Genomic DNA, 21,972 nt, shown 5'->3' with positions numbered 1-21,972 from the left:
CCGGCGTGAACGTCCGCCTCGTCGACGGCACCAGCGCCAGTCTGGTCCCGCAGGTCCGGCAGGGCTCGCTGGACGCGGCCTTCGTCGCCGTACCGCCGGGGGGCCTGGACCCGGACTTCGACCACCGGGTCCTGGTCCGGGACGACATCGTCGTGGTGGTGCCCTCCGACGGACCCGAGGCGGGGCGCCCGGAGCTGACCCCGGCCGAGCTCGCCGACACCCCTCTGATCACCTACGGCCCCGACAGCGGCCTGCGCCCCCACCTGCGCGCCGCGTTCGACTCGGCGGGCGTGCCCTTTCAGCCGGCCTACGCCACCAACCACGTGGCCCTGCAGATCGAACTGGTCGCGGCGGGCGTGGGCGTCGCGCTGGCGGCGGCAGCGGCCCGCGGCGCCGCCGACCCCCGGGTCACGACGGTCCCCCTGTCCCCCCGCGTCCCTTACGCCAAGGCCCTCATCTGGCGCCCGGGCCCCCACACCTCGGCCCCCCTGCGAGCCTTGCTGTCGACGACGACCACCGAAGGGACCTGAGGGACGTGACCGGCTTGATGGAGACGACGAGGCTGCTGTTGCGGAGGTTCGGGCCGCAGGACGCGCCGGCGCTGGCGGCGTACCGGTCGGACCCGGACGTGAGCCGGTACCAGTCCTGGGCCGCGCCGGTGCCGTTGGCGGAGGCCGAACGGCTCGCGGCCCGGTTCTCGGCGGGAGACCCCCGGGCCCCGGGCTGGTTCCAGTACGCCGTCCAACTGCGGGACGCACCCGGGCTGATCGGCGACGTCGGGGTGCGCCGCGACGAGGACGGGCGCCAGGCCGAACTGGGCTTCACGTTCGACCCGGCGTTCCAGGGGCGCGGGTACGCCACCGAGGCGGTGACCCGGGTGGTGGAGTTCCTGCTCCTGGAGGAGGGACTGCACCGTGTCTCGGCCGCCTGCGACGCACGCAACGTCCGCTCGGCGAGCCTCCTGGAGCGCGTCGGCTTCCGCCGTGAGGGCCACCTTCTCCAGAGCACCTGGATGAAGGGGGAGTGGACCGACGACCTCCTCTACGGCCTGCTCGCCTCGGAGTACCCGGCCACGGGTCCGGTCCGCCACCGCTGACAGCGACGGGCCCCGCGACCCGCGGCGCGCTCCTCTGACAGCGACGGCCGGGCCCCTGCGCCGGGCGGCGCCCGCTCCTCTGACAGCGACGGTCGGGCCCCTGCGCCGGGCGGCGCCCGCTCCTCTGACAGCGACGGTCGGGCCCCTGCGCCGGGCGGCGCCCGCTCCTCTGACAGCGACGGCCGGGCCCCGCGCCGGGCGGCGCCCGCTCCTCTGACAGCGACCGCCGGGCCCCGCGCCGGGCGGTACCCGCTCCTCTAGTCGACGTCCACCGGGCCGTCGTCCGACTTCTTCCCCTTGCCGCCGGGCAGTTGCAGCACGCCGCTGCCCTTGCCGTCCTCGGAACGGTGGCCGTCGGAGTCCTGGCCGCCCAGGTTCTGCCGCACCGAGTCGAGGATCGTCAGGCCCTGGGAGACGAGGCCGGCGGCGATCTCGCCGAGCCCGTCCGCGCCGTTGAGGACGTTGACGTTGGCGCCGGCGAGACCGCCCGCGGCCTCCTTGACGATCTGCGGGAGCTGGTCGATCAGCATCCGGTCGAGGGCGACCCGGTCGTACGACGCCGCGGCCTCCGCCTGGATCTTCATCCGCTGCGCCTCGGCCGCCGCGAGGATCCGCACCCGCTCGGCCTCGGCCTCGGCGGGCTTCACCACCTCGGCGACCAGCTGCTGCTGGCGCAGCTTGGCCTGGCGCTGGGCCAGCTCGGTCTGGGCGGCGAGCACCTCCTGCTGGGCGTGCGCCTGTGCCAGCGGCCCGGCCTGCCCGGCCTGCGCCTGGGCGCGGTCCACCTCGGCCGAGTACTCGGCCTTGACGATGGCGGTCTGACGGGCGTACTCGGCCTGCTTGCGGGCCGCCGCCTGCTCCGCCTCGACCGCGGCCTGGGTGGCCTGCGCCTGGGCGATCTGCGCCTGCCGTTGGATGGCGGCCTTGTGCGGCGCCGACATGGCGTCGATGTAGCCGGTGTCGCCGTCGTCGATGGACTGGATCTGCAGGGAGTCGACGATCAGACCGATCTTCGCCATCTCCGTCTTCGAGGTGTCCAGCACCTCCGCGGCGAGCTTCTGCCGCTCGGTGACGATCTCCTCGACGGTCATCGAGCCGATGATGGCCCGCAGATGGCCGGCGAAGATGCGGCCGGTCAGCACCGACATCTGCTCCTGGTCGGACAGGAAGCGCTGGCCGGCGTTGATGATGCTCTCGTGGTCGTTGCCGACCTTGAAGGCGATGACCGCGCGGACGTGCAGCGCGATGCCCTGCCTGGTCACACAGGTCTCGGTGACCTCGGACTCGCACATGGACAGGGTCAGGAAGCGGACCTTCCTGAAGACCGGCAGCACGAACTTCCCGTGCCCCGTGACCACTCGGAACGGCGCGCCCCCCAGTCCCCGCCTGCCCCCCGAGATCAACATCGCCTCGTCGGGAGCGGGAACGCGGTATCCGAACATTCCTGTTACTCCTCAGCCTGCCTCGGCGGTGTCCCCGCCGAGCGCGTCCAATGGATCCACCCACTCGATGACGCCGACCTCTCGGCATCCCCGTGATTCGATCACGAGCACGGTCGCACCCACCGGCAGGGGCTCCTCCGACCAGGCGAGGAACGTCTCCGAACCGCCCCTGACCCGGACCAGGACTTCACCGGGGCCACCGGAACCACGCGTTCCTATGAGTACTTTCCCCATGCAGCCGATCACGGCCTCATCCTGCGGCATCACCGACCGTCCTCCTCGCCCTGGCCTCGTGATTCCGACGATAGACCCAGCGACGCCCCTGCCCAATGCCCGGTGCGTCCCGGGCCTCCCCCACTTCCGCGGGCGCGGCACGGTCCTCTGTTCGGCCGGGTGTGCCCCGGGTATGTCTTGCGGCGTGGCCGGAGACCAGCCGGGCTCCAGGTACGACGCGGAAGCCGAGGAAGCGGAACGTGACGACAGAAGCGAAAGACGTCCCCGGCGACAGATTCCTGGAGACCGGGGCGGCTGCGCCCGAGGGCTGCCCGTTCTGCGCCATCGTGGCCGGCCGTGCCCCGGCCCGAGTCGTCCGGCAGTGGCCGGACTCCCTGGCCTTCGTGCCGCTGTCCGCGGTCACCGAGGGTCACACGCTGGTCATTCCCAAGGCGCATGTCGCCGACGTCGGGGTGGATCCGGCCGTCTCCGCGGCCACCATGCGCCGTGCTGCCGAACTGGCGGCCGAATTCGGTGCGTGCAACATCATCACCTCACGGGGCGCACTCGCCACACAGTCGGTGTTCCATCTGCATCTGCACCTCCTGCCCCGTCGTCATCGGGACGGAATCGCACTGCCCTGGTCGACCGAGCCGGAACGCCATGATTCCGCCGGGCCCCCTGTGTTTCAGCCATCGGTCATTGGATAAAACGTGAGTATTACTGCGGGGGTGCGGGAGTCTGGCTTGAACTTCCGCTCCCGAAGGGGGGCATGGTGCAGGCGAATTCTTTTGGCGCCGAGTTACGGAAGCGTCGCGTCGCATCCGGTCGGTCACTCGATGATCTCGCTCGGCTGATCAGTTATTCGAAAGCGCATTTGAGTAAGGTCGAACGGGGATACAAGAATCCCAGTCCGGATTTCGCTCGTGCGTGCGACCGGGCCCTGAAGGCGGACGGTGAACTGACCGCCTTGCTTCCGGCGCGGGACCGCCCGGGACTCGACGCCCCCGAAGCGCCGACCGAGTGGTCGATGCCCTGGGTGCTCCGGCTGTCGGTCGACCACGGGAACGACTTCGTCGCCTACGACGAGAAGGCGCTCGCCGACTCCTCGGTGACGCCCGGGGTCATGTCCTGGCGGCTGGCGTCCTCCTCGGTGTTCGATGTCGAGTGCCGGGAGGCGCTGACACACTTCTCGTCTCTGTTCGCCGAGTGCCGCAACCTGGGCCAGTCCTTCGGCCCCGTGGTCGTCACCCAGATCCTCGTCACATCGATGAACGCGTTGCGCGGCCTCGCCGCCGGTGCCTCCCACGGAGCCGACCGGGAGGCGGCCCTGCGGCTGGCCGCCCGGTATGCCGAGTACACCGGGTGGATGACGCAGGAGGCCGGTGACGAGAAGGCCGCCCTGTGGTGGACCGACCGTGCCGTGGCCCTGGCCGACGCGGGCGGTGACACCGAGTTCGCCGCCTACACCCTGGTGCGGCGGGCCGATGTCGCGTTGTACCGGATGGACGGACGGGCCACCGTGGAGTACGCGCGCATCGCCGAGGAGCGGTCGCACAGCAGCCGCATACGGGGCCTCGCCGCACAGCGCAGGGCACAGGGGCACGCCCTGCTGGGTGAGGACGCCGCGTGCTTCCGGGCCCTGGACCGCGCCGCCGCCCTCATGACCCGGGCGACCCGAGGCGCCGAGGCCGACCCGTCGGCGGGCACCGAACCGGTGATCGGCAGCATGCACCTCGCCGGGCTCGCCGACTTCGTCGCCGGTTGGTGCCTGCACGACCTCGGGCGTACGGCCGAGGCGGTGGGCCGTCTCGAGGGCAGTCTCGACGCCGTCCCGACCCGGGCCCGCAGGGCGAGGGCCCGGTATGCGGCCCGGCTCGCGCTGGCCCTCGCCGAGGCCGGCGAACTGAAACCCGCCTGTGCCGTGGTCGAGGCGGTGACGTCCTCGGTGTCGGTGGTCGACTCCGCCACCATCCGCGCCGACCTCCAGCGGCTGGGGCGCCGCCTCAACCGCTGGCCGCGCGATCCCGACGCCCGGCTCGCCGCCGGTCGTATCGCCGAGGCCCTGCACGTCGCGGACCGCTGACGGCCGCGCCGTACCACTTCCCTGGACGGAAGAGCCCTGGCCGGTTCCCCCCTTCTTCAATACCTCTCGAAACGGAACGGTGACTCACCGTTCCCGGCGGTGGTCGTACGGGGAAACGCGCTGCCGCCTGCTGTCCCGCTTCTTCATGATGCCCGGACGAGTGTTCCGTTTCCCCGGGCAATGGGCCGGGGAAACGCATTGACCCGCCCTTCCCAGGCTGAAAATCTCGCCAGAAACAGGCGTGTTGTCCGCTCTGCCGTCGGCAGGCGGAAGTGCTCTGCGTTCCACTAGTGAGGAGTCACCCGATGGCGAAAATCTTCATCAACTACAGGACGGGTGACGGCGGGCGAGCCCCTGAACTCGTGGACGAACGGCTCGTGGAAGTCTTCGGCGAGGAAGACGTGTTCAGGGACCGCCGGTCCATGCGGCCGGGAACGGATTTCCCCGACCATCTCCGTCGGGAACTCGAGTCGTGCATCGTTTTCCTCTCCCTGATCGGCCCTCACTGGCTCGACATCCGCGACGAGGAAACCGGCATGCGCAGGCTCGACGTACCGCATGACTACGTCCACGACGAGATCGCGACCGCCCTCGCGCTGAACAAGGTCGTCATTCCGGTACTGCTCGACTCGGCGCTCCCCAAGGCGAAGAAACTCCCGTCGGCCCTCGTCGGGCTCGCCGACCGGCAGGTCCAGCCCCTGCGCGAGGGCTACGCACACCATGACCTCCGCACCCTCATCGACGTGATCCAGGAGTACGTGCCGGCGAAGGAGCCCGAGAAGAAGCCGGCCAAGAAGCCTGCGAAGAAGCGCGACAAGGAGCGCGGGGCCGGGCGGAGCCGCGAGACCGGCGGAGCCTTCGCCAAGGCGAAGATCACCCGCAGCGCGGTCGGCTACGACCCCGTCTACAACGAGCACGCGGAACTGCGGGACGGGAACGAGAAGGGAAGGCGGCCGGCATGAGCGACCAGCCAGCGGAGACTCACGTGCCGGACTCTCCGCTGCCCCCGGAGTCGGCCACCGAGGCCCCGACCGGCGCCGCGCCGGACCGCGCGCCCGAAGGAGGGGAGGGCGTGCGCGACGGGGACGCCCCGCCGGCCGGCGATCCGACGGTCGGCGGGGCAGGGACCGAGTCGGCCGGCAGACGGCCCGAGGCGAAGGACCCCGCGGCCGAGGCCGACGGCAGGTCCGTGTCCGAACAGCAGGCCTCCTTCGAGGAGTCCAGCGCCGTCCGCGCACGGCACAGCCTCATCAAGGCCCACCGAGGTGCGATCGGCGTGGGCTCGACCGCCGTCTACATCGAGAGCAACTACAGCGGGGACGGCGCTCCGCGGAAGACCCTCGTCCAGGCGGTCCCCTTCCGCGAGGACGTCGTCACGGCGACCTATGTCGCGGTCGCCGGACAGGCCGAGATGGAGAGCAGCCTCGAACAGCACCGCGTCATCGGGTTGTGCGGGGAGGAGGGCACCGGGCGGCGGGCCACCGCGACAGCCGTCCTCACCCGGTGGAGCCGGCCCAGGTACGCGGTCAGCGCCCTCTACCGCGAGGACGCCGACGTCGTCCTGGGCATCTGTGAACAGGCGGACGACGTCCTGGAGGAGGGGCACGGGTACCTGGTGGAGACGGGTGCCTGGCCGGTCACCGCGACGATGCTGGAGCGCCTGGCCCAGGTGATGGAGCGGGCGCACGCGTACCTGGTCGTCACCGGGCCGCAATCCAGCTTCCCCGGCGCGGCCGGCGACGTCCCCGTCTTCGCACACTCCGGACCCGACTCCCTGCTGGTGCTCGAAGCCCACCTCAAGGTCCTGGTCACCCGCCACCGGCTGCACTGCCGGCGCGACGAGGAGGACGGCGGACAGCGGTGCGACGAGGACAGCACGGCACGGTTCCTCGACCGGGTGACCGGCGACGAGCAGTTGCGGAGCACCCTGGGCCTGGCCCGCTCGGTGACCGGGGTCGTCCAGCTGGCCCGCGTCCTCGCCGAGAACATCCACGCCCCGGACCAGGACCTCGGCGACGTCATCGGCCGGTGGCGCGACTGGCTGCGCCTGTTGGCCAGGGAGATGCTCGGGCTGGACGCCGGGCGGGGCGGGAACGGCGTACCGGCCCCCCAGCACCAGGCCTTCCGCATCACCTACGCGCTCTTCAACGGACACCCGCTGTCCGACATCGTCGAGGCGGGCGACCTGCTCAGCCGGATCATGCTGCCCCACTTCGGCATCGCGGAGGAGGACCTGGTCCACCACATGGCCGAGCAGAACATCAACCGGCTCGTGCCACAGGAGATGAGGGCCTCCGAGGCCGCTGCGGCCGATGCCCGCAACGCCTTCCGGCAGGCGCTGCTGGTGCACGACCAACTGCTGCACACCATGCTGGAGAGCACCTGGGACGCCTACAGCCGACTGCGCGTACCCCTGCTGGACTGGCTCGACCTGCTGGTCGGCGGACGGGGTCCCGGCCGGGAGCGGGTCCGGGTCAGGGTCGCCCAGCTGGTCGGCCTCCTCATGGGCCACGACTTCGACTTCGTCTACCAGCGCCGTGTCGGCCGATGGGCCAGGTCCGACTCCGGGGTGCGCCGAGTGTGCGCCGCTCTGGCACTGGAGATGGCCGCGGAGGAGGGCGGTGCGGCGGATCGCGTCGCCTCCCGTGTGCAGGACTGGGCCCGCAGCCCCGGGACCGCGTTGCAGGACAGCGCGGCCCGCGCCTACGGAACGTCGATAGGCCTGCGGGACGTACCCGCCACCCTCACCGAACTGGGGAGGCTCGGCCGCAAGCCCGATCAGGTCGCGTTCAGTTCGATCGCCTTCTCCACCGCCTGGCTGTTCCTGGCCGGCCAGGTGGAGGAGGTGATGGCGGAACTCGACCGCTGGGCGACGGCACGCGACGAGTACCTGCCGCGGCACGCCGTCCGCACGATGCTCGCCCTGGGCCGCTCCACGGTCAGCGCGGACCGGCCGGGCCGGCCCGCCCTCGCCGAACTCGCCCTGGCGAACGACAAACACGCCGAGTTGCTCGTCACCCTCCTCAACCGTGCACTGATCACCGGGGAGACCTCCACGCGGGCCTGGAACCTGCTGGCCCGTTGGTTGCCGGGCGCGGACGGCGCGGGCAACGAGGACCTCGCCACGCTCTACGAGTCTCTCGCTCCCCGCATCTTCACCGGCCCGCTGAAAGGGCGTGCCCGGTTCCACCTGGACCGGGTCTGGATGCCACGCCACGAGGACTCCGTGACGCTCCGTCGCGTCCTCGCCGCCGTCTGATCCGACACCACCGACCGTACGAAGGGACACGTCTGTGTCGAACAACCGCAAGAAGGGGTTCTGGGCCAGGCTGCGTGACTGGTGGCGGGGCAGCGGCGAACACGGCCGCGCTCGGACCACCGGCGCGACCTCGGAGCACGTCGCCGAATGGGAGTCGCCCGCACTGCTCTCCGTGGAGCCGGTCCGCCCCGAGGCGTACGCCGAACTGGCACCGGCCGCGGAGCCGTTGCTGCTCGCGGCGGAGGGCGACGTCTTCGAGTTCCAGGTGCTGCCCCACTTCCGTTGGCACAGCAGCGAGTTGTCTGTCGAGCAGCTGCGCCGGCGGGCCGGCGCGCTGTCGGCCGAAGCGCGCGACGAACTCCTCAAGAGGGCCTGGCCGCTTTCGCGCACCTGTGACCCGGTGGATGCGGCCAAGGCCGAGGAACTGATCAACTCCGAGCTGTCCGAGGGCTGGTGCTACGAGGACGAGGACGGACTCGTCAAGTGCCGTCCAACGGTCCGGATCCGTATCGATCCGGCCCTGCGCGACCGGATGCGGCCCACCCGGCTGGACGCCCAGGCGATGAAGGAGGACCTGAGCGTCGGACTGCTGCGGGCGGAGCACACCAGGCAGCTCACCGAGCTGTGGCTCCAGGTGATCGCGGGCCTCGAGCACTCGGGTGTGCTCACCCCGGTGCAGCGGCAGTTCCTGCTCCCCTTCGCGGCGGCTCTCACCGACAGCGACTTCGCGGCCGCGACCGACGCCCTGCGCACCGTGCGGCGCACCGGCGCCGTCGCCCTGGCCAACGTGCTCAACCAGGCCACCAAGAACCACGAGGAGATCGGGCTCTTCGAGTTCGCCAACGCCTACGACAAGGCCCTGAACAGCTTCTCCCAGCAGATGGGACTCACCCCCTTCTCCTGGATGCTGGGAGACAACCGGCCGGACGGTGAGCGGTGAGGACACGGCAGCAGGCCCGCTCCGGCCGCGTCGCGCGGTTCGCCCAGGCGCCACGCCGGGACCGCCCGGGCAGAACCGTCACACCCGTTCTTCTTCTGCCGGTGCTGGTGGCCGGGCTGCTCTCCGGCTGCACGTCGGGTACGGGCCACGAGGCCGCCGAATGCGGCTGGATGCGGAAGGCCGCGGACGGTGCGTCCTCCAACCGGCCGGGACACACGGTGATCCTCGTCGACGTCTCGTCGTCGGTGCGCGGCTCGACCCCGGACTCCGGCGGCGTCGACCAGTCCGCCGCCGTCAAGGCGAGGATCCCCGGCTGGCTGCACGGGGTGGGGACCGTGTCGGTCGCCACCTTCGGCGGCGCCGCGCGCGACGTCCGGTGGACGGCGGCCGACTGGGCGGCGAAACCCACCTCCCGCAATGAGATCACCCGGAGCAGACAGGCCGGTTCCGTACCGGGCTGCGTCGCGCGGGCGGTGGCCGAGGCCCAGTCCACGGTGCCCGCCCGCGGCGGTAGCGACGTGCTGGGAGCCGTACGGGAGGCGAGCACCGTCCTCGCGGGCAGCAGGGGGACCCGCAGGCTGGTCGTCCTCACCGACGGTCTGCCCACGACCGGGTGTGCCGACCTGCGCGACGCCGGTTTCGACGGGGGCCTGGAGACCGACGCGATCGTGCAGCGCTGCTCGGCCGACAAGGAGGTGACGACCAGGACACTGGCCTCCGTGGAAACGGTGTTCGTGGGTCTGGGGCAGACCGCGGACCAGGAGCCGCAGGCCTCACCCGCGCAGGAGGCGTGGCTCGACGGCCTGTGGCGGCGGCTCTGCGCGGCCGCCCACCCGAAGCCGGCCGACCCCGCCGACTGCGCGGTGAGCGAGGTCGCGGCGCCCCGGACGCTCAGCGGCAGGGCCGCGCCGCGGCGCCCCGGCGACCCGGCCGTCGAGTTCCCGGAGCGTACCTGGAAGCAGGCCGGGGCCAGGGCGCTGTTCGACCCGAACTCCGCGGTCCTGCGGGCCGCCGCGCTTCCTCAGCTGGCCAGGATCGCCGTCCAGGTCCGGGACCTGGCAGGGGTACGCGTCCGCGTTCTCGGCTACGTCGATCCGCGCGGCGGCTCGGGCAACAACCGGACGCTGTCCCAGGCCCGCGCGGACGCCGTGAAGAACGAACTCGAACGGCTCGGCGTGCGGGGCGTGACCGCCGTGGGCAAGGGCGTCCCGGACGGCTGTCCCGGAGCGGCGGACGGCCTGGGGACGGAACAGGAACTCCAGTGCGAGCGCCGCGTCGACATCGCGGTCGTCCGATGAAGGGAGGGGACAGATGAACAGCGAGAACGGCCACACGGCACGAGGCGGTGTGGTGCTGGGCGCGGCCAAGAACTGCCCGAACGGATGGGAGCCCGACCCGCGGGACGCGCCGTCGGTCCGCCTGGTCGACCGTACGGACAGCCGCGAACGGGCCGTGCTGATGCGGGCGTTCAGCGCCGGCAACTCCGTGCTGACCGACGACCGTTCAGGACTCGGTACCGCCTGCGCGGCCGTCGTCAGGTCCGCACAGCGCGTGGCGGGCGCCATCGCCGCCGTCGACCGGTTCAGGCACACCGGGGGAGTGTTGCCGGCCCTGCCGGCCCTGCCGGCACCGCCCGTGGCCGTCGTGCGCGGTGTTGCGGCCGGGGTGGTGGAAGAGCGGAGCCAGGAGGTGTCCCGGCGGCCCCGAGTGGCCGGGATGTGGCGTCGGCTGGTCTGGCCGGTGACCGCCGCCGGTGCGCTCTTCGACGCGGCTTTCATGGGTTCGGTGGTCCAGCAGATACTGGATGTCGACCAGGGCTCGGTGCAGTACTGGCTCGCCTACCTGCCCGGCCTCGCCATCTCGGTCTGCCTCCTGGCGGCCGGGACGTTCCTCGCCGAGCGCATGGCGCTCGTACGCGAGGGCCGTGAGGCCGCTGCCGTGGCCGGCCACGGCAGCCGGTACTGGTGGCGTCCGCTGGTGGTCCCCTGGCTGTTCGTCCTCGCCGTCCTCGGCCTCATCGTCACCTGCGGTGTGGTGCGGGTGCTGATCGCCACCGAGGATTCGGGCGACAGCTATCTGGCGCTCTTCCAGCCGGTCGTCGTGGTGCTCCTGCTGCTGCTCGGTATCGCGGCAGTGGCCACGAAGCTGCTCTCGCACGATCCCGAGGCGGCGGCCGACGCCGAGGCGGCGAGGTTCACCAGGAAGGCGCGCGAGGCCGAGCGCAAACGGGAGCGGGACGCCGAGAAGGAACGGCGGGTGCACGCCGCGACCGCGCAGAAGGCGCTGCGCAAGCGCATGAAGGCCGCCGACGAACTGGACGGCGCGGCACGCGACGCGCTGGTGGCACATGTCACGGCCTGGTTCGCGCTCAAGGCCGCGCTCGACGGGGCGGAGCAGGACGCCCGCAGGCAGGTGGAGGACGCGGCGTCCGGACTGGTGGAGGAACGGGCCCGCACGGGTATGGCCGGCATGTTCGACTTCCCGCTGCGAGCGGCCGAATGGCCCACGGAAGGGATCTCAGTGATCCCGTGCGCTCCCCAGGGTGTGCTCATGCCGGCACGCTTCGAGCCCGGCCCGCAGATCAGGCTGGACCTGCTCGCCGAGGCACGGGAGCTGCTCCGGCGTCATCATCCGGACGGCCTCTCCGGCCGTCTGGACGACGCCCTCGCGGCACTCGACCGACAGTGGCAGGGGCCGCGGGAAGCCGAAGGCGCCGACGGTGAAACCGGCAAGGGCGACCAAGGCGTAGCGGACGACAAGGGGGAAAGCGGATGAACACCGGGTCGGGGGTCCTGGACGAGACCAGGGTGAAGCACCTGGAACTGCTCCAGGTCACCATCAGCCGCTTCGGCACGAACTCGTTTCTCGTCAAGGGCTGGGCCATGGCCGTCAGCGGAGGGCTGGTCACCGTCGCGGCGGGGGGCGCCGGATGGGCCGTGGCGGTGATCGCCCTCGTGATGACCTCGGGTTTCTGGCTGCTGGACACCTACTACCTGGAACAGGAGCGGCTGTTCCGCTCCCTGTACGACCGTTCCCTGGCACCGGAGTCCAGCCAGGTCCCCGTGTTCAGCATGGACGTCGAACGCTACGCGCAGCCCGTCCCCTGGCGCGTGGTCGCCCTCTCCCGCACCATGAGGCTCTTCTACGGCACCTTCGCCCTGGCCGACACGGCGGCGGCCCTGTTCCTCCTCGCGGCGTCCTGACGCCCTGCTCCGTTGTCCTCGCTCACGGGCCCGCACCCACCGGCTCCGGTCACGCGGCCGCCGGAGCCGCCGGGAACCGGTCCACGGGCCCCAGCTCGAACCAGACGGTCTTGCCGGTGGCCGTCCGCGTGCTGCCCCAGGCGTCCGCGAGAAGGTCGACGAGTTCCGTGCCCCGGCCGCCCTCGTCGTCGGGTTCGGCGGCGCCGAGTACCGGGCCGGCCGACTCGGTGTCCTCGACCTCGCACAGCAGCCGGCCCCGGCAGAGCTGGAGGTTGAGCCTCAGCGGCCCCCGCGTGTGACGCAGGGCATTGGTGACCAGCTCGCTGACGAGAAGCTCCGCGGCGTCCGCGAAGTCGCCCACCTCCCACTCGCTCAACTGGGCCGTCACCAGCCGCCGGGCCCGGCGCACCGAGGTGAGCTCCCGTGCCAGGGGCCAGGAGGCGTCCCACGCGGTGGCCCGGCCCCGGGGGGCGTCGAACGGCCGCAGGGGTGCGAGCATGCGCGACCACAGGGCCCACTGCCTGGCGAACCAGGAAGGAGCGGCGCCGTGGACGAGCCGGACCTCCCCGGGGGCGGCGGAGTCGAGGGCTTGGACGGTCATGGCGAATCAATCCTTGGTGGAGCTGACAGGGCGGCGTGGTTCGTGCGTGTAGCGGCCGCTACATCCAAATATAGACGTAATGGCTGCTACGGTAAATACCTCCCCAAAAGTTACCCATCGGTCGCCCTGGCCAGCCCACCGCTCACGCACCTCATGCACCTCGCGCACCTCACGCATCAGGAGCCCCACATGCCCCGACCGCCCGACCCGGCCAAACGGCAGGCCCTGCTCGCCGGCATCCGCGCATACGTCCTGCGCAACGGCCTGGCGGACCTCTCGCTGCGCCCGCTCGCCCAGGCGCTGGGGACCAGCGACCGCATGCTGCTGTACTACTTCGGCACCAAGGAACGCATGATCACCGAGGCGATCTCGGTCTACGATCGTCGCCCCCTCCTGCGCGCCCGGACCCTGCTGGACACCGTCGGCACCCCCTCGGACGTCCAGGGCCTGCGCCGTTTCCTGGAGGAGATGTGGCGCAGCTTCAGCGACCCCGAGGTGCGCGCCGCGCTCCCCCTCTACCTGGAGGTGATGAGCGCCAGCGTGCTCCACCCGGACCGCTACGGCCCCGTCATGCATGACATCGTCACCGAGTGGACCGACATGATCACGTCGATCCTGCGCGAGCTGGGCCTGTCGGAGCACCGCTCGCGAACCCAGGCCACCCTCCTCACGGACGCCTCCCTGGGTCTCCTGCTCGCCCCTCTCGCGGACGGCCACTGGGACCGGGCGGAGGCGGCCTTCCGTGCCCTCCTCGACACCCTGGAGCCGGGCTGGACGAGCTGACCCGCAAGCAGGTGTCGGGGGTCGATCAGGGTCTGCTCAGGGGCGTTCCCTGATGAGGCGGTCCGCCGGCGCGGACGAGACTGATGGCCGGGCCGCTCGACCACCGGCCCGACCCTCACGAGTACGGAGCCTCTCATCGTGAACAACTCTGCCCGCCGGACCCGTTGGGCCACCCTGGCAGCCTGCTGCGGCCTACTGGCCACTCTGGCCACGGGGGTGGCCCGGCCCGCCTCCGCCACCCCGTCGGAGACAGCCCTCGCCTCCGCCACAGCACCGCTGCCCGGCCTTGACCCGGTCGCGTTGCAGGCGGCCGTCGGCGGCCTGCCGAACGCGGACGTCACCGGGGCGCTGCTACGGATCACCGGTCGTGCGGGCCACTGGTCGGGCACCTCGGGTGTGGGCGACCTGGAGACCGGCCGCGGCGTGCCGCCCGACGCGCACATCCGCATCGGCAGTATCTCGAAGGTCTTCACCGCCACGATCGTTCTCCAGCTCGCCGCCGAGCACCGGATCGACCTGGACGCGCCCGTCCAGCGGTACCTGCCGGGCGTCCTGCCCGCGGGCCTGCCTCCCGTCACGGTCGGCCAGTTGCTCAACCACACCAGTGGCCTGCCGCGCGGCGCCGACACCCCGGACTTCGGCGACGGCAGCCCCGAGTGGTTCGCCGCCAACCGGCTGAAGAGCTTCACCCCGCAGCGGGTGATCGACCTGATGGCGGGACAGCCGATGGAGTTCACGCCGGGCACCGCACAGCAGTACAACGGGGAGAACTACTACGTCGCAGGGGTGCTGATCGAGAAGATCACCGGGCACACCTTCGCCGACGAGGTCCGCTCCCGGATAACCCGGCCGCTCGGCCTGCACGACACCTACGTCCCCGACGCCGACGACCCGCGGCTGCCGAGCCCGCACTCCCACGGCTATCTGACGGTCAAATCCACCGACGGCACCACGCACCCGGTGGACGTCACCGAGCAGAGCCCCTGGCCCTGGGCCGAGGGCGGCATGATCTCCACCCCCGGCGACCTCGACCGTTTCATGACCGCCCTCTTCCGCGGCCGCTTCCTGCCACCGGCCCAGGAGGCCGAGCTCTTCACGGTCCCCGACGTCCCCAGTTTCCAGAGCAGTCAGTGCCGCACCGAGGCCGACGCCGGCCGGGCCTGCATGACCATGGGCCTGATGCGGGTCCAGGCCTCCAACGGTGTCGTGGTCTGGGGCAAGACGGGCTCCCGCCCCGGCTACACCAGCGGCGCGTTCGCCACCCGAGACCTCTCCCGGAAGATCGTCTACTCCCTCAACCCCAGGAACCTCGACGGCACCGAGATCCGTTACGTCCAGCGGATCGCCGCCGCCTCCTTCGGCACCGTGGTCCCGGCGGGCAGCTGACCCCGGGGCCGGTTCGGCACCTCGCCGACGGCTGCTCGCGGCGCCTCAGCGGGCGCGTCTCCAGGCGGCGACCGCCGCCCGGCCGAGGAGTGCGCTGATGACAAGGTCGCCGACGACCGAGACGGTGTCCGCCTCGTCGACGGCGCTGCCGACACCGCCGATCGCGACACCGTCCCGCCGAGCCCGCCGGTCATGGAGCCCGCCGGGCTCGCGGACCGCCGAGCCCCCGGAGGGCCGCCCTTGGAGAGAATGGGACCTGTTCGGAGACGGCGACGTGGGAGACGGCTATGGCGGGCGACAGCGGTCCGGTGACACTACGCGGGATCGCGGACCGGCTCGGGCTGCACGTCTCGACGGTCTCCCGGGTCCTCAACGGCCCGTCCGGGGAGCAGGGCCGCGCCGCGTCGGGCGAGACGGCGCGGCGGATCCGGGAACTGGCCGACGAACTCGGCTACCGGCCCAACCCGCACGCCACCAGCCTGCGCACCCGGCGCAGCAACCTGGTCGGAGTGCTGTTCCCCCGGTTGTCCGAGATCGTGGTGGCCACCATCTACGAGGGCGTGGAGGAGGAGGCGACCCTTCGGGGACTCTCGACCTTCGTCACCAACACCCATGACGATCCCGCCACTCAGCGCGAGCGGATCGGCATGGTCCTCGGGCGCCGGGTGGACGGTCTCGTCATCGGCGACGCGCACCTGGACGGAGCCGTGCTCGCCGACCCCGCCCTGGACGGCACACCCTTCGTGCTGGTCAACCGCCGCACGGACACCGGCCTTCCAGCAGTCACCTGCGACGACCCGCTGGGCGGCCGGCTCGTGGCCGAGCACTTCCTGGCCCTCGGCCACCGCCGGGTGGCCGTCGTCGCCGGTGAACCCTTCGCCAGCACCGGCACCGACCGCACCACCGGCTTCACCGACCGCTACCGCGCGGCGGGCCTGCCGCTGCCTCCCCACCTGGTGCGCCACTGCCGCTTCGACACGGCAGGTGGGCACCGGGCCGCCGTCGAGCTGTTGAGCCTCCCCGACCGGCCCACCGCGATCTTCGCCGTCAACGACCTGGCCGCGATCGGCGTCATGGGCGCCGCCCGCGACCTGGGCCTGCGGCTGGGTGAGGACCTCGCGCTGGCCGGGTTCAACGACACACCTCTCGCCGCCGAACTGCCCGTCCCGCTCACCAGCGTCCACTCCCCGATGGCCGAACAGGGGCGCCGCGCCGTACGGCTGCTCCTGCGCCGTATCGCGGGCGAGCCCGTCACCTCGGAGGCGCTCACACCCGAACTCGTGGTGCGGACCTCCACCGGCACCCCGATCGGTCCGAGCCTGCGGTGAGCGACGCGGTGTAACTCCGCCCCCTCGTCTGCCGGCGCGGCGCAACTCGACTTATCCGAGCGTCGGTTGGTACTCGCGAAACGCCATGGGCAATGTTGCCCAAACGATTGGCGCAATCGTTTGGGTAGCGCATACTGGCTACTCGGCGCACGTCCGGATCCGGCATTGGGGGAGACTCGATGAGGTGGTTGGGCAGAGGGCGCGGAACGCCGTCGAGCCGTAGCGCGCTCGTCGCGGCGCTGCGCGAGGGCGGCGAGGCGGCTGAGCTGACCGGCCGCCAGGGTGACGCGCGCAAGGCCGCCGAGCGCTACGGGGAACTCGTCGCGCGGGCGGAGGACGTGCTGGGACCGCAGAACCCCCAGACCTTGGCGCTGCGACACCAACTCGCCCACTGGACCGGTGAGGCGGGTCAACCCGAGGCCGCGGTCCAGCTGTTCGTGCGCCTGTTGGCCGACCGGGAGCGGATCCAGGGACCGCGCCACCGGGACACCGAACTGGCCCGGCACCAACTCGCCCACTGGCACGGCCGATCAGGCCGGCCGGAGGAGGCCGTGCGCCGTTACGAGGCGATGCGCCGGGCCGCCGAGCGGGAGAACCGCGTCGAGACCGCCCTCACCCTGCTGTGCGAGGTGGGCTACTGGCAGCAGAAGAGCGGCGACAACGCGGCCGCGCTGCGCGCGTTCTCCCAGATGCTGGGGACCGCCCAGCAGAACTTCGGCCCCACCCACCAGCTGGTCAGCATCGCCCGCCAGCGCTACGTCGAGGTCGCGGGCGTGCTGCCGTTCGGCAACGAGGGCGGCGCCGAGGGACTGCGGGACTTCTTCGCGACGGCCGCCGCGGTCGAAGCCGCCGGGGACTACTCGCGCGCCGGCCGGATGTACGGGCAGATAGCCGTACGGGCCGAGGAGCTCTACGGCCCGGCCGGCTCCGAGGTCCTCTCCGCGCTCGTCGCACAGGCGAAAGCGGCGGTGCTGGCGGAGGACCACGCGACGGCCGTCGACTGCTTCGACAAGGTGCTCGCCTGCATGGAAACCCAGGGCCAGTTGCCGGGCTCGCCGGTGTACGACACCTTGCGCGGGCAGCGCGACGGGCTCGCCCGGATGGTCGGCCGCACCGTACTGCGCGTCGCACAGCGGACCGCGACGCTGCTGGGGGAGACGGTGCAGGCGGCGCCGGACACGGCGTGCGCGGTGCTGGCGCGCGCGGCCGGCGCGGCCGTCGCGAACCGCCTCGCGGTCGTGAACGACATCGCGGACGAACCGGCGTGGCGCGCCTGGACGGCGGAGCAGTGGAAGGACGCGCTGCGGGGCCTGACCGCGCAGGGGTACGAGGTGGCGGCCCTGTGCTTCTCCCGCGACGACCTGCGGCCGACCCCGGAAGAGGCCTGCGCGTGCGCGGGGTTGGGGCTGCCGGGCGTCTACGTGTCCCTCATGAGCGACGAGAACGTGCAGGTCCAGGCGTACGTGTTCGAGGACGGCGGTCCGGAGGCGGCGCGGACGCCGCGGAAGGCGCTGTTCGTCGTGGTGGAGGACGAGCAGACGGAGCGGACGGCCAAGGGCGACGAAGGTCCGCGCGAGCGGGCGTCGGCCGCGGACGACGGCCGGATCGCGTTCCACCCGCAGGCCGCGGCCATCGGTACCTGGCGGGAGATGGAGCGGGCGCGGCCCGCGGCCGGGGCGGGCGGGGCGGACCAGCCGGCGGTCTTCGGTACGTACGAGGTCCTGGAGCGCGTCGGCGAGGGCGGTTTCGGGCGGGTCTACCTGTGCCAGGACGCCGACGGGCTGATGGTCGCCGTCAAGACGCTGCACGCGCACCTCGCGGCGGCTCCCCCGATCAAGCGGGGCTTCGCCCACGAGGTGCGGGCGGCCCAGCGGGTCGACGGACGGTTCACCGTGCCGGTGATCGCGGCGGACACCGACGGTGCGACCCCGTGGATGGCGGTGCCGTACGTGGCCGCCCCCTCACTGCAGGAACTCGTCGAGCACTGCGGGCGGTTGGAGCCCGGCCTGGTGCGCTCGCTGGGGGCGGGCATCGCCGTCGCCCTGAGCGCCATACACGCCCAGGGCATCGTGCACCTCGATCTCAAGCCGGCCAACGTGCTGCTGACCGAGGACGGACCGCGCGTCATCGACTTCGGCATCGCCCAGATCGAACGGCTCACCGAGCCACGGCGCGGCTTCGCCGGCACGTACGCGTACGCCTCGCCCGAACAGCTGCGTGAACAGGCCGCCTTCACCCCTGCGAGCGACGTCTTCTCCCTGGGGACCGTCCTCGCCCGCCTGGCCCTGGGGCGCAGCCCCTGGGGCCGGGACACGCCGTCCGTGGTCGCCCGCATCCGGGCCGGTACCCCCGATCTCGCCGGGCTGCCGAAGGACCTCGCGGAGCTGGTCCGCCGGTGTCTGCACCCCGACCCGGAGCGGCGGCCGACGGCGGGTGAGGTGGCCGAGGCGCTGGTGCCCGGAGCCGGTGAGGGCAGGCTCGATCCGCCGTCGCTGCCCGAGCGGGCGCGGGCTCTGGTCGCCGAGCACGCCACCACGCCTGCCACCCGCCGCGCGAAGACACAGGCCCTCACCCGCCCCCACGCCGCCGAGGACACCACCTGGGCCGCACCGCCCCCTCCCCACGCCCCACCCGCCACCACGACTCCGGCGATCCCCGCCGACACCGACAGCACCCTCACAGCCCCGGCCCCGGCCCCGGCCCCGGCCCCGGCCCTGACCCCGGCCCCGGCGGCCGAGCCGTTGCCGGAGCCGGAGCCGGAGCCGGAGCCGTTGCCGTTGCCGGAGCCGGACGGCGGTTCGGGAGTCAGGACGGCGGCTGGAGAACCGAGTCGATGACGTAGATCGTGGCGTTCGCGGCCTTGATGTTGCCGCAGACGATGCTCGCCTTGCCGTTGACCTTGAAGTCGCTGCCCGACCCCGACGTGGTCAGCTTGCTGCCCTCGACCGTCGTGAAGGAGCCGTTGGAGAGCTCGCTCGGGGTGATCTGCTTGTCCACGACGTGGTAGGTCAGCACCTTCTTCAGCTGCCCCTCGTTGGTGAGGAGCGAGGAGAGCTGCGACGTGGTCACCTTCTGGAAGGCCTGGGCGTTGGGGGCGAAGACGGTGATGGCGGGTTTCCCGTCGAGGGTGCCGGTCAGCCTGGCCCTGACCACGGCCGAGACCAGCTGGCTGAGCTGGGGATAGGCGGCCGCGGCCTCCACGACCTTGTCCTTGGCCGTGTCGGCCTTCTGGGAGAGCGCCGAGCAGCCGGGACCGAACGTCCCCGAGGGGCTGGGAGACGCGCCCTGCGCCTGACTCTGGGACGCCAGGCCGCCGAACGCGAGCGGGACGGCGACCAGGACGGCCCCCGTCGCCTTGGCGGTACGCATGCGGGTGAACCTCATCGCAACCTTCCTCCCGTGGAGCCTCCCGAGGAGGCGTGAACACTGCAGAGGTCTGGGACGGCGGAACTCTTCGTTTCCGCGGGCGGGGTGGGGCGAGTGCCGCGCCACGGCCCTGGGCCGTGGTCACCCGGCCACTGAGCGAGCGTATCCAGCAGGTGTGGTCACCGCATCTCGAGGTCGGGCCCCGCACGCACGCCCCGTCCCACCCCGAGATCGCAACCGGACCGGTGCGTGCGCGCGGTTCAGCGGCGCAGGCCCAGCGCGGCCGCCCCCGCGTAGCGGGCCTGCGGACCCAGCTCCTGCTCGATGCGGATGAGCTGGTTGTACTTGGCGGTGCGGTCGGCGCGGGACAGGGAGCCGGTCTTGATCTGGCCGCAGCCGGTGGCGACGGCGAGGTCGGCGATCGTGGTGTCCTCGGTCTCGCCGGAGCGGTGGGACATGACGACGGTGTAGCCGGCGCGGTGCGCGGTGGCGACGGTGGCCAGCGTCTCGGTGAGGGTGCCGATCTGGTTGACCTTCACCAGCACGGAGTTGGCGATGCCGTCGCGGATGCCGGCCCGCAGCAGGGTCTCGTTGGTGCAGAAGACGTCGTCGCCGGTGAGCTGGCAGCGATCGCCGAGCCGGGCGGTCAGCTCGCGCCAGCCGGCGTGGTCGTCCTCGGCCATCGGGTCCTCGATGGACGCGACAGGGTAGCGGTCGACCAGCATGGCGAGGTGGTCGGCGTGTTCGGCGGGGCTGCGGCGGACGCCCTCGCCCGTGTAGTCGTACACCCCGTCGTGGAAGAACTCCGAGCTCGCGGGGTCCATGACGAGGGTGATGTCGGTGCCGGGCTTGTAGCCGCTCTCCTCGACGGCGCGGACGACGAAGTCGAGGGCCTCCTCGGCGGTGCGCAGGTCGGGCGCGAACCCGCCCTCGTCGCCGACGTTCACGCTGTGGCCCGCGGCGAGCAGACTGCGGCGCAGGGTGTGGAAGACCTCGGAGCCCATCCGGACGGCCTCGGCGAAGGTGGCCGCGCCGATCGGGGCGATCATGAACTCCTGGAAGTCGAGCGGGTTGTCGGCGTGTGCCCCGCCGTTGACGATGTTCATCATCGGTACGGGCAGGAGGCGGGCGTCGACCCCGCCGACGTAGCGGTACAGCGGCAGGCGGTGCGCGGCCGCGGCGGCCTTGGCGGTGGCCAGGGAGACGCCGAGCAGCGCGTTGGCGCCGAGGCGGGCCTTGGTGTCGGTGCCGTCCAGCTCGGTCATCGTACGGTCGACGGTCGCCTGGTCCTCCGCGTCGAGCCCGGTGACCGCGTCCGCGATGCTCTCGTTCACGGCGTCGACCGCGCGCCGCACGCCCCTGCCGTGGAAGCGGGCCGGGTCGCCGTCGCGGAGTTCCACGGCCTCCCGGGCCCCGGTGGACGCGCCCGACGGGACGGCGGCGCGGCCGAGCGAACCGTCCCTGAGCTCGACGTCGACCTCGACGGTGGGGTTGCCCCGGCTGTCGATGATCTCCCGTGCGACGACCCGGCTGATGGCGGTCATGGTGCAACTCCTCACACTGGGCCCGCGGATCGGATCCCGCCGGGCGATAAGTTTCGCTCAGAAACAAAGTGAGTCCCGAAAGGGAACTTACTATGGCCCCATGAGGATGCACAACGCGGACGACACCTGCGGCGTGGCTCAGGCCGCCCTGGTGCTCGGGGACTGGTGGAACGTGCTGGTGCTGCGGGAAGTGGCCCGCGGGCACGTCCGCTTCGACGCGCTGGCCGCCGAGCTCGGTCTGTCCCGGAAGGTGCTCACCGAGCGGCTCGGTCGGCTGGTCGCCCAGGGAGTGCTGCGGCGCAGCCTCTACCAGCGGCGCCCGGTGCGGTACGAGTACCTGCTCACCGACGCCGGTGAGGCGCTGGTGCCGGTGCTGGTCGCCATGCAGGACTGGGGCGACCGGTGGGTGCTCGGCGACGGCACGCTCACCGCGACGGCGGCGGAGGGCGGCGCCGAACACACCCGCGTGCACGCGCTCGTCGGCACCCGGCTGTCCACGGACCTCCGACTCCCCGGCACGGGAGCCGAGACACCCCTCCTCGCCCCCGACGCCCGCGCCACCGTCCTGTTCACCTACCCCGGCACGCGGATCGAGCGGGACCCGCTCCCGGGAACCGAGCGGGACTCGACCCCGGGAACCGAGCGGGACTCGACCCCGGGAACCGAGCGGGACTCGACCCCGGGAACCGAGCGGGACTCGACCCCGGGAACCGAGCGGGACTCGA

Annotated in this window: 20 protein-coding genes and 1 pseudogene; 16 read left to right on the top strand and 5 right to left on the bottom strand. The window is 72.1% G+C overall.

All coding sequences use genetic code 11. The annotated features are described in order from the left end of the window. Positions 1-5: 5 nt before the first annotated feature. Both AB0958_RS15370 and AB0958_RS15365 read left to right on the top strand, forming a co-directional pair. Positions 6-530: a LysR family transcriptional regulator substrate-binding protein gene (locus AB0958_RS15370; RefSeq protein WP_366890912.1), complete on the top strand. Its 525-nt coding sequence runs from the start codon at positions 6-8 to the stop codon at positions 528-530. Between the two features lie 5 nt (positions 531-535). Beyond that, on the top strand, positions 536-1,096 hold the full coding sequence (locus AB0958_RS15365; protein ID WP_366890911.1) for a GNAT family N-acetyltransferase: 561 nt from the start codon (positions 536-538) through the stop codon (positions 1,094-1,096). Between the two features lie 257 nt (positions 1,097-1,353). Here AB0958_RS15365 and AB0958_RS15360 read toward each other — a convergent pair whose 3' ends face one another. Continuing rightward, positions 1,354-2,538 (bottom strand): SPFH domain-containing protein, encoded by a 1,185-nt coding sequence (locus AB0958_RS15360; RefSeq protein WP_366890910.1) that lies wholly within the window; start codon positions 2,536-2,538, stop codon positions 1,354-1,356. A gap of 12 nt (positions 2,539-2,550) precedes the next feature. Further along, positions 2,551-2,802 carry a hypothetical protein gene (locus tag AB0958_RS15355; RefSeq protein WP_132891550.1) on the bottom strand — a complete coding sequence of 84 codons (252 nt, stop codon included), beginning with the start codon at positions 2,800-2,802 and terminating at the stop codon, positions 2,551-2,553. A 209-nt stretch (positions 2,803-3,011) separates the two neighbouring features. Between AB0958_RS15355 and AB0958_RS15350 the strand changes: the two genes are divergently transcribed. The 9 genes and pseudogenes from AB0958_RS15350 to AB0958_RS15310 all read left to right on the top strand — a co-directional run bounded on the left by AB0958_RS15350 (position 3,012) and on the right by AB0958_RS15310 (position 12,239). Further along, positions 3,012-3,461 carry an HIT domain-containing protein gene (locus AB0958_RS15350; RefSeq protein ID WP_366890908.1) on the top strand — a complete coding sequence of 150 codons (450 nt, stop codon included), beginning with the start codon at positions 3,012-3,014 and terminating at the stop codon, positions 3,459-3,461. 62 nt (positions 3,462-3,523) lie between these two features. After that, a pseudogene (locus AB0958_RS15345) lies at positions 3,524-3,715 on the top strand (helix-turn-helix transcriptional regulator); the annotation flags it as partial. Positions 3,716-3,781: 66 nt separating this feature from the next. Then, positions 3,782-4,837, top strand: a complete 1,056-nt coding sequence (locus AB0958_RS15340) for a transcriptional regulator (protein ID WP_366890989.1) — start codon at positions 3,782-3,784, stop codon at positions 4,835-4,837. A 305-nt stretch (positions 4,838-5,142) separates the two neighbouring features. Next, entirely contained in the window at positions 5,143-5,799 is a 657-nt protein-coding gene (locus AB0958_RS15335) for a toll/interleukin-1 receptor domain-containing protein (RefSeq protein ID WP_366890907.1), read from the top strand. After that, on the top strand, positions 5,796-8,096 hold the full coding sequence (locus tag AB0958_RS15330) for a hypothetical protein (RefSeq protein WP_366890906.1): 2,301 nt from the start codon (positions 5,796-5,798) through the stop codon (positions 8,094-8,096). The genes AB0958_RS15335 and AB0958_RS15330 overlap by 4 nt, the downstream gene beginning before the upstream one ends. 34 nt (positions 8,097-8,130) lie before the next feature. After that, positions 8,131-9,036 carry a hypothetical protein gene (locus AB0958_RS15325; protein WP_366890905.1) on the top strand — a complete coding sequence of 302 codons (906 nt, stop codon included), beginning with the start codon at positions 8,131-8,133 and terminating at the stop codon, positions 9,034-9,036. Then, positions 9,033-10,334, top strand: coding sequence for an OmpA family protein (locus AB0958_RS15320; RefSeq protein ID WP_366890904.1), 1,302 nt, complete (start codon positions 9,033-9,035; stop codon positions 10,332-10,334). Before AB0958_RS15325 ends, AB0958_RS15320 begins: the two co-directional genes overlap by 4 nt. 13 nt (positions 10,335-10,347) lie before the next feature. Then, entirely contained in the window at positions 10,348-11,811 is a 1,464-nt protein-coding gene (locus AB0958_RS15315) for a hypothetical protein (protein WP_366890903.1), read from the top strand. Then, entirely contained in the window at positions 11,808-12,239 is a 432-nt protein-coding gene (locus AB0958_RS15310) for a hypothetical protein (RefSeq protein ID WP_366890902.1), read from the top strand. The genes AB0958_RS15315 and AB0958_RS15310 overlap by 4 nt, the downstream gene beginning before the upstream one ends. A gap of 49 nt (positions 12,240-12,288) precedes the next feature. Here the strand turns inward: AB0958_RS15310 and AB0958_RS15305 are convergent, their stop codons facing one another. Next, a complete protein-coding gene (locus AB0958_RS15305; RefSeq protein ID WP_366890900.1) occupies positions 12,289-12,840 on the bottom strand; it encodes an ATP-binding protein in 552 nt (183 codons plus the stop codon). A gap of 189 nt (positions 12,841-13,029) precedes the next feature. On the opposite strand from AB0958_RS15305, the gene AB0958_RS15300 reads away from it, so the two are divergent. From AB0958_RS15300 to AB0958_RS15285, 4 genes are all read left to right on the top strand, one after another. After that, a complete protein-coding gene (locus AB0958_RS15300) occupies positions 13,030-13,623 on the top strand; it encodes a TetR/AcrR family transcriptional regulator (RefSeq protein ID WP_366890899.1) in 594 nt (197 codons plus the stop codon). A gap of 138 nt (positions 13,624-13,761) precedes the next feature. Next, positions 13,762-15,009 (top strand): serine hydrolase domain-containing protein, encoded by a 1,248-nt coding sequence (locus AB0958_RS15295; protein ID WP_366890898.1) that lies wholly within the window; start codon positions 13,762-13,764, stop codon positions 15,007-15,009. Positions 15,010-15,296: 287 nt separating this feature from the next. Next, the gene (locus AB0958_RS15290) at positions 15,297-16,337 is read left to right on the top strand and encodes a substrate-binding domain-containing protein (RefSeq protein ID WP_366890897.1); all 1,041 of its coding nucleotides are present in this window, start codon (positions 15,297-15,299) and stop codon (positions 16,335-16,337) included. Positions 16,338-16,516: 179 nt separating this feature from the next. Continuing rightward, positions 16,517-19,174: a protein kinase gene (locus tag AB0958_RS15285; protein ID WP_366890896.1), complete on the top strand. Its 2,658-nt coding sequence runs from the start codon at positions 16,517-16,519 to the stop codon at positions 19,172-19,174. Here AB0958_RS15285 and AB0958_RS15280 read toward each other — a convergent pair. Then, entirely contained in the window at positions 19,143-19,721 is a 579-nt protein-coding gene (locus tag AB0958_RS15280) for a fasciclin domain-containing protein (protein ID WP_366890895.1), read from the bottom strand. The genes AB0958_RS15285 and AB0958_RS15280 overlap by 32 nt on opposite strands. Positions 19,722-19,963: 242 nt before the next feature. Next, on the bottom strand, positions 19,964-21,247 hold the full coding sequence (gene eno, locus AB0958_RS15275; protein ID WP_366890894.1) for a phosphopyruvate hydratase: 1,284 nt from the start codon (positions 21,245-21,247) through the stop codon (positions 19,964-19,966). Positions 21,248-21,347: 100 nt separating this feature from the next. Here eno and AB0958_RS15270 point away from each other — a divergent pair. Continuing rightward, on the top strand, positions 21,348-21,972 hold a 625-nt coding region (locus tag AB0958_RS15270; RefSeq protein WP_366890893.1), incomplete at its 3' end, for a helix-turn-helix domain-containing protein.

This window comes from Streptomyces sp. NPDC006655 (genome assembly GCF_040703965.1).
In the GTDB taxonomy this organism is placed as follows: Bacteria; Actinomycetota; Actinomycetes; order Streptomycetales; family Streptomycetaceae; genus Streptomyces.
This window is presented reverse-complemented; position numbering and strand designations above follow the sequence as displayed.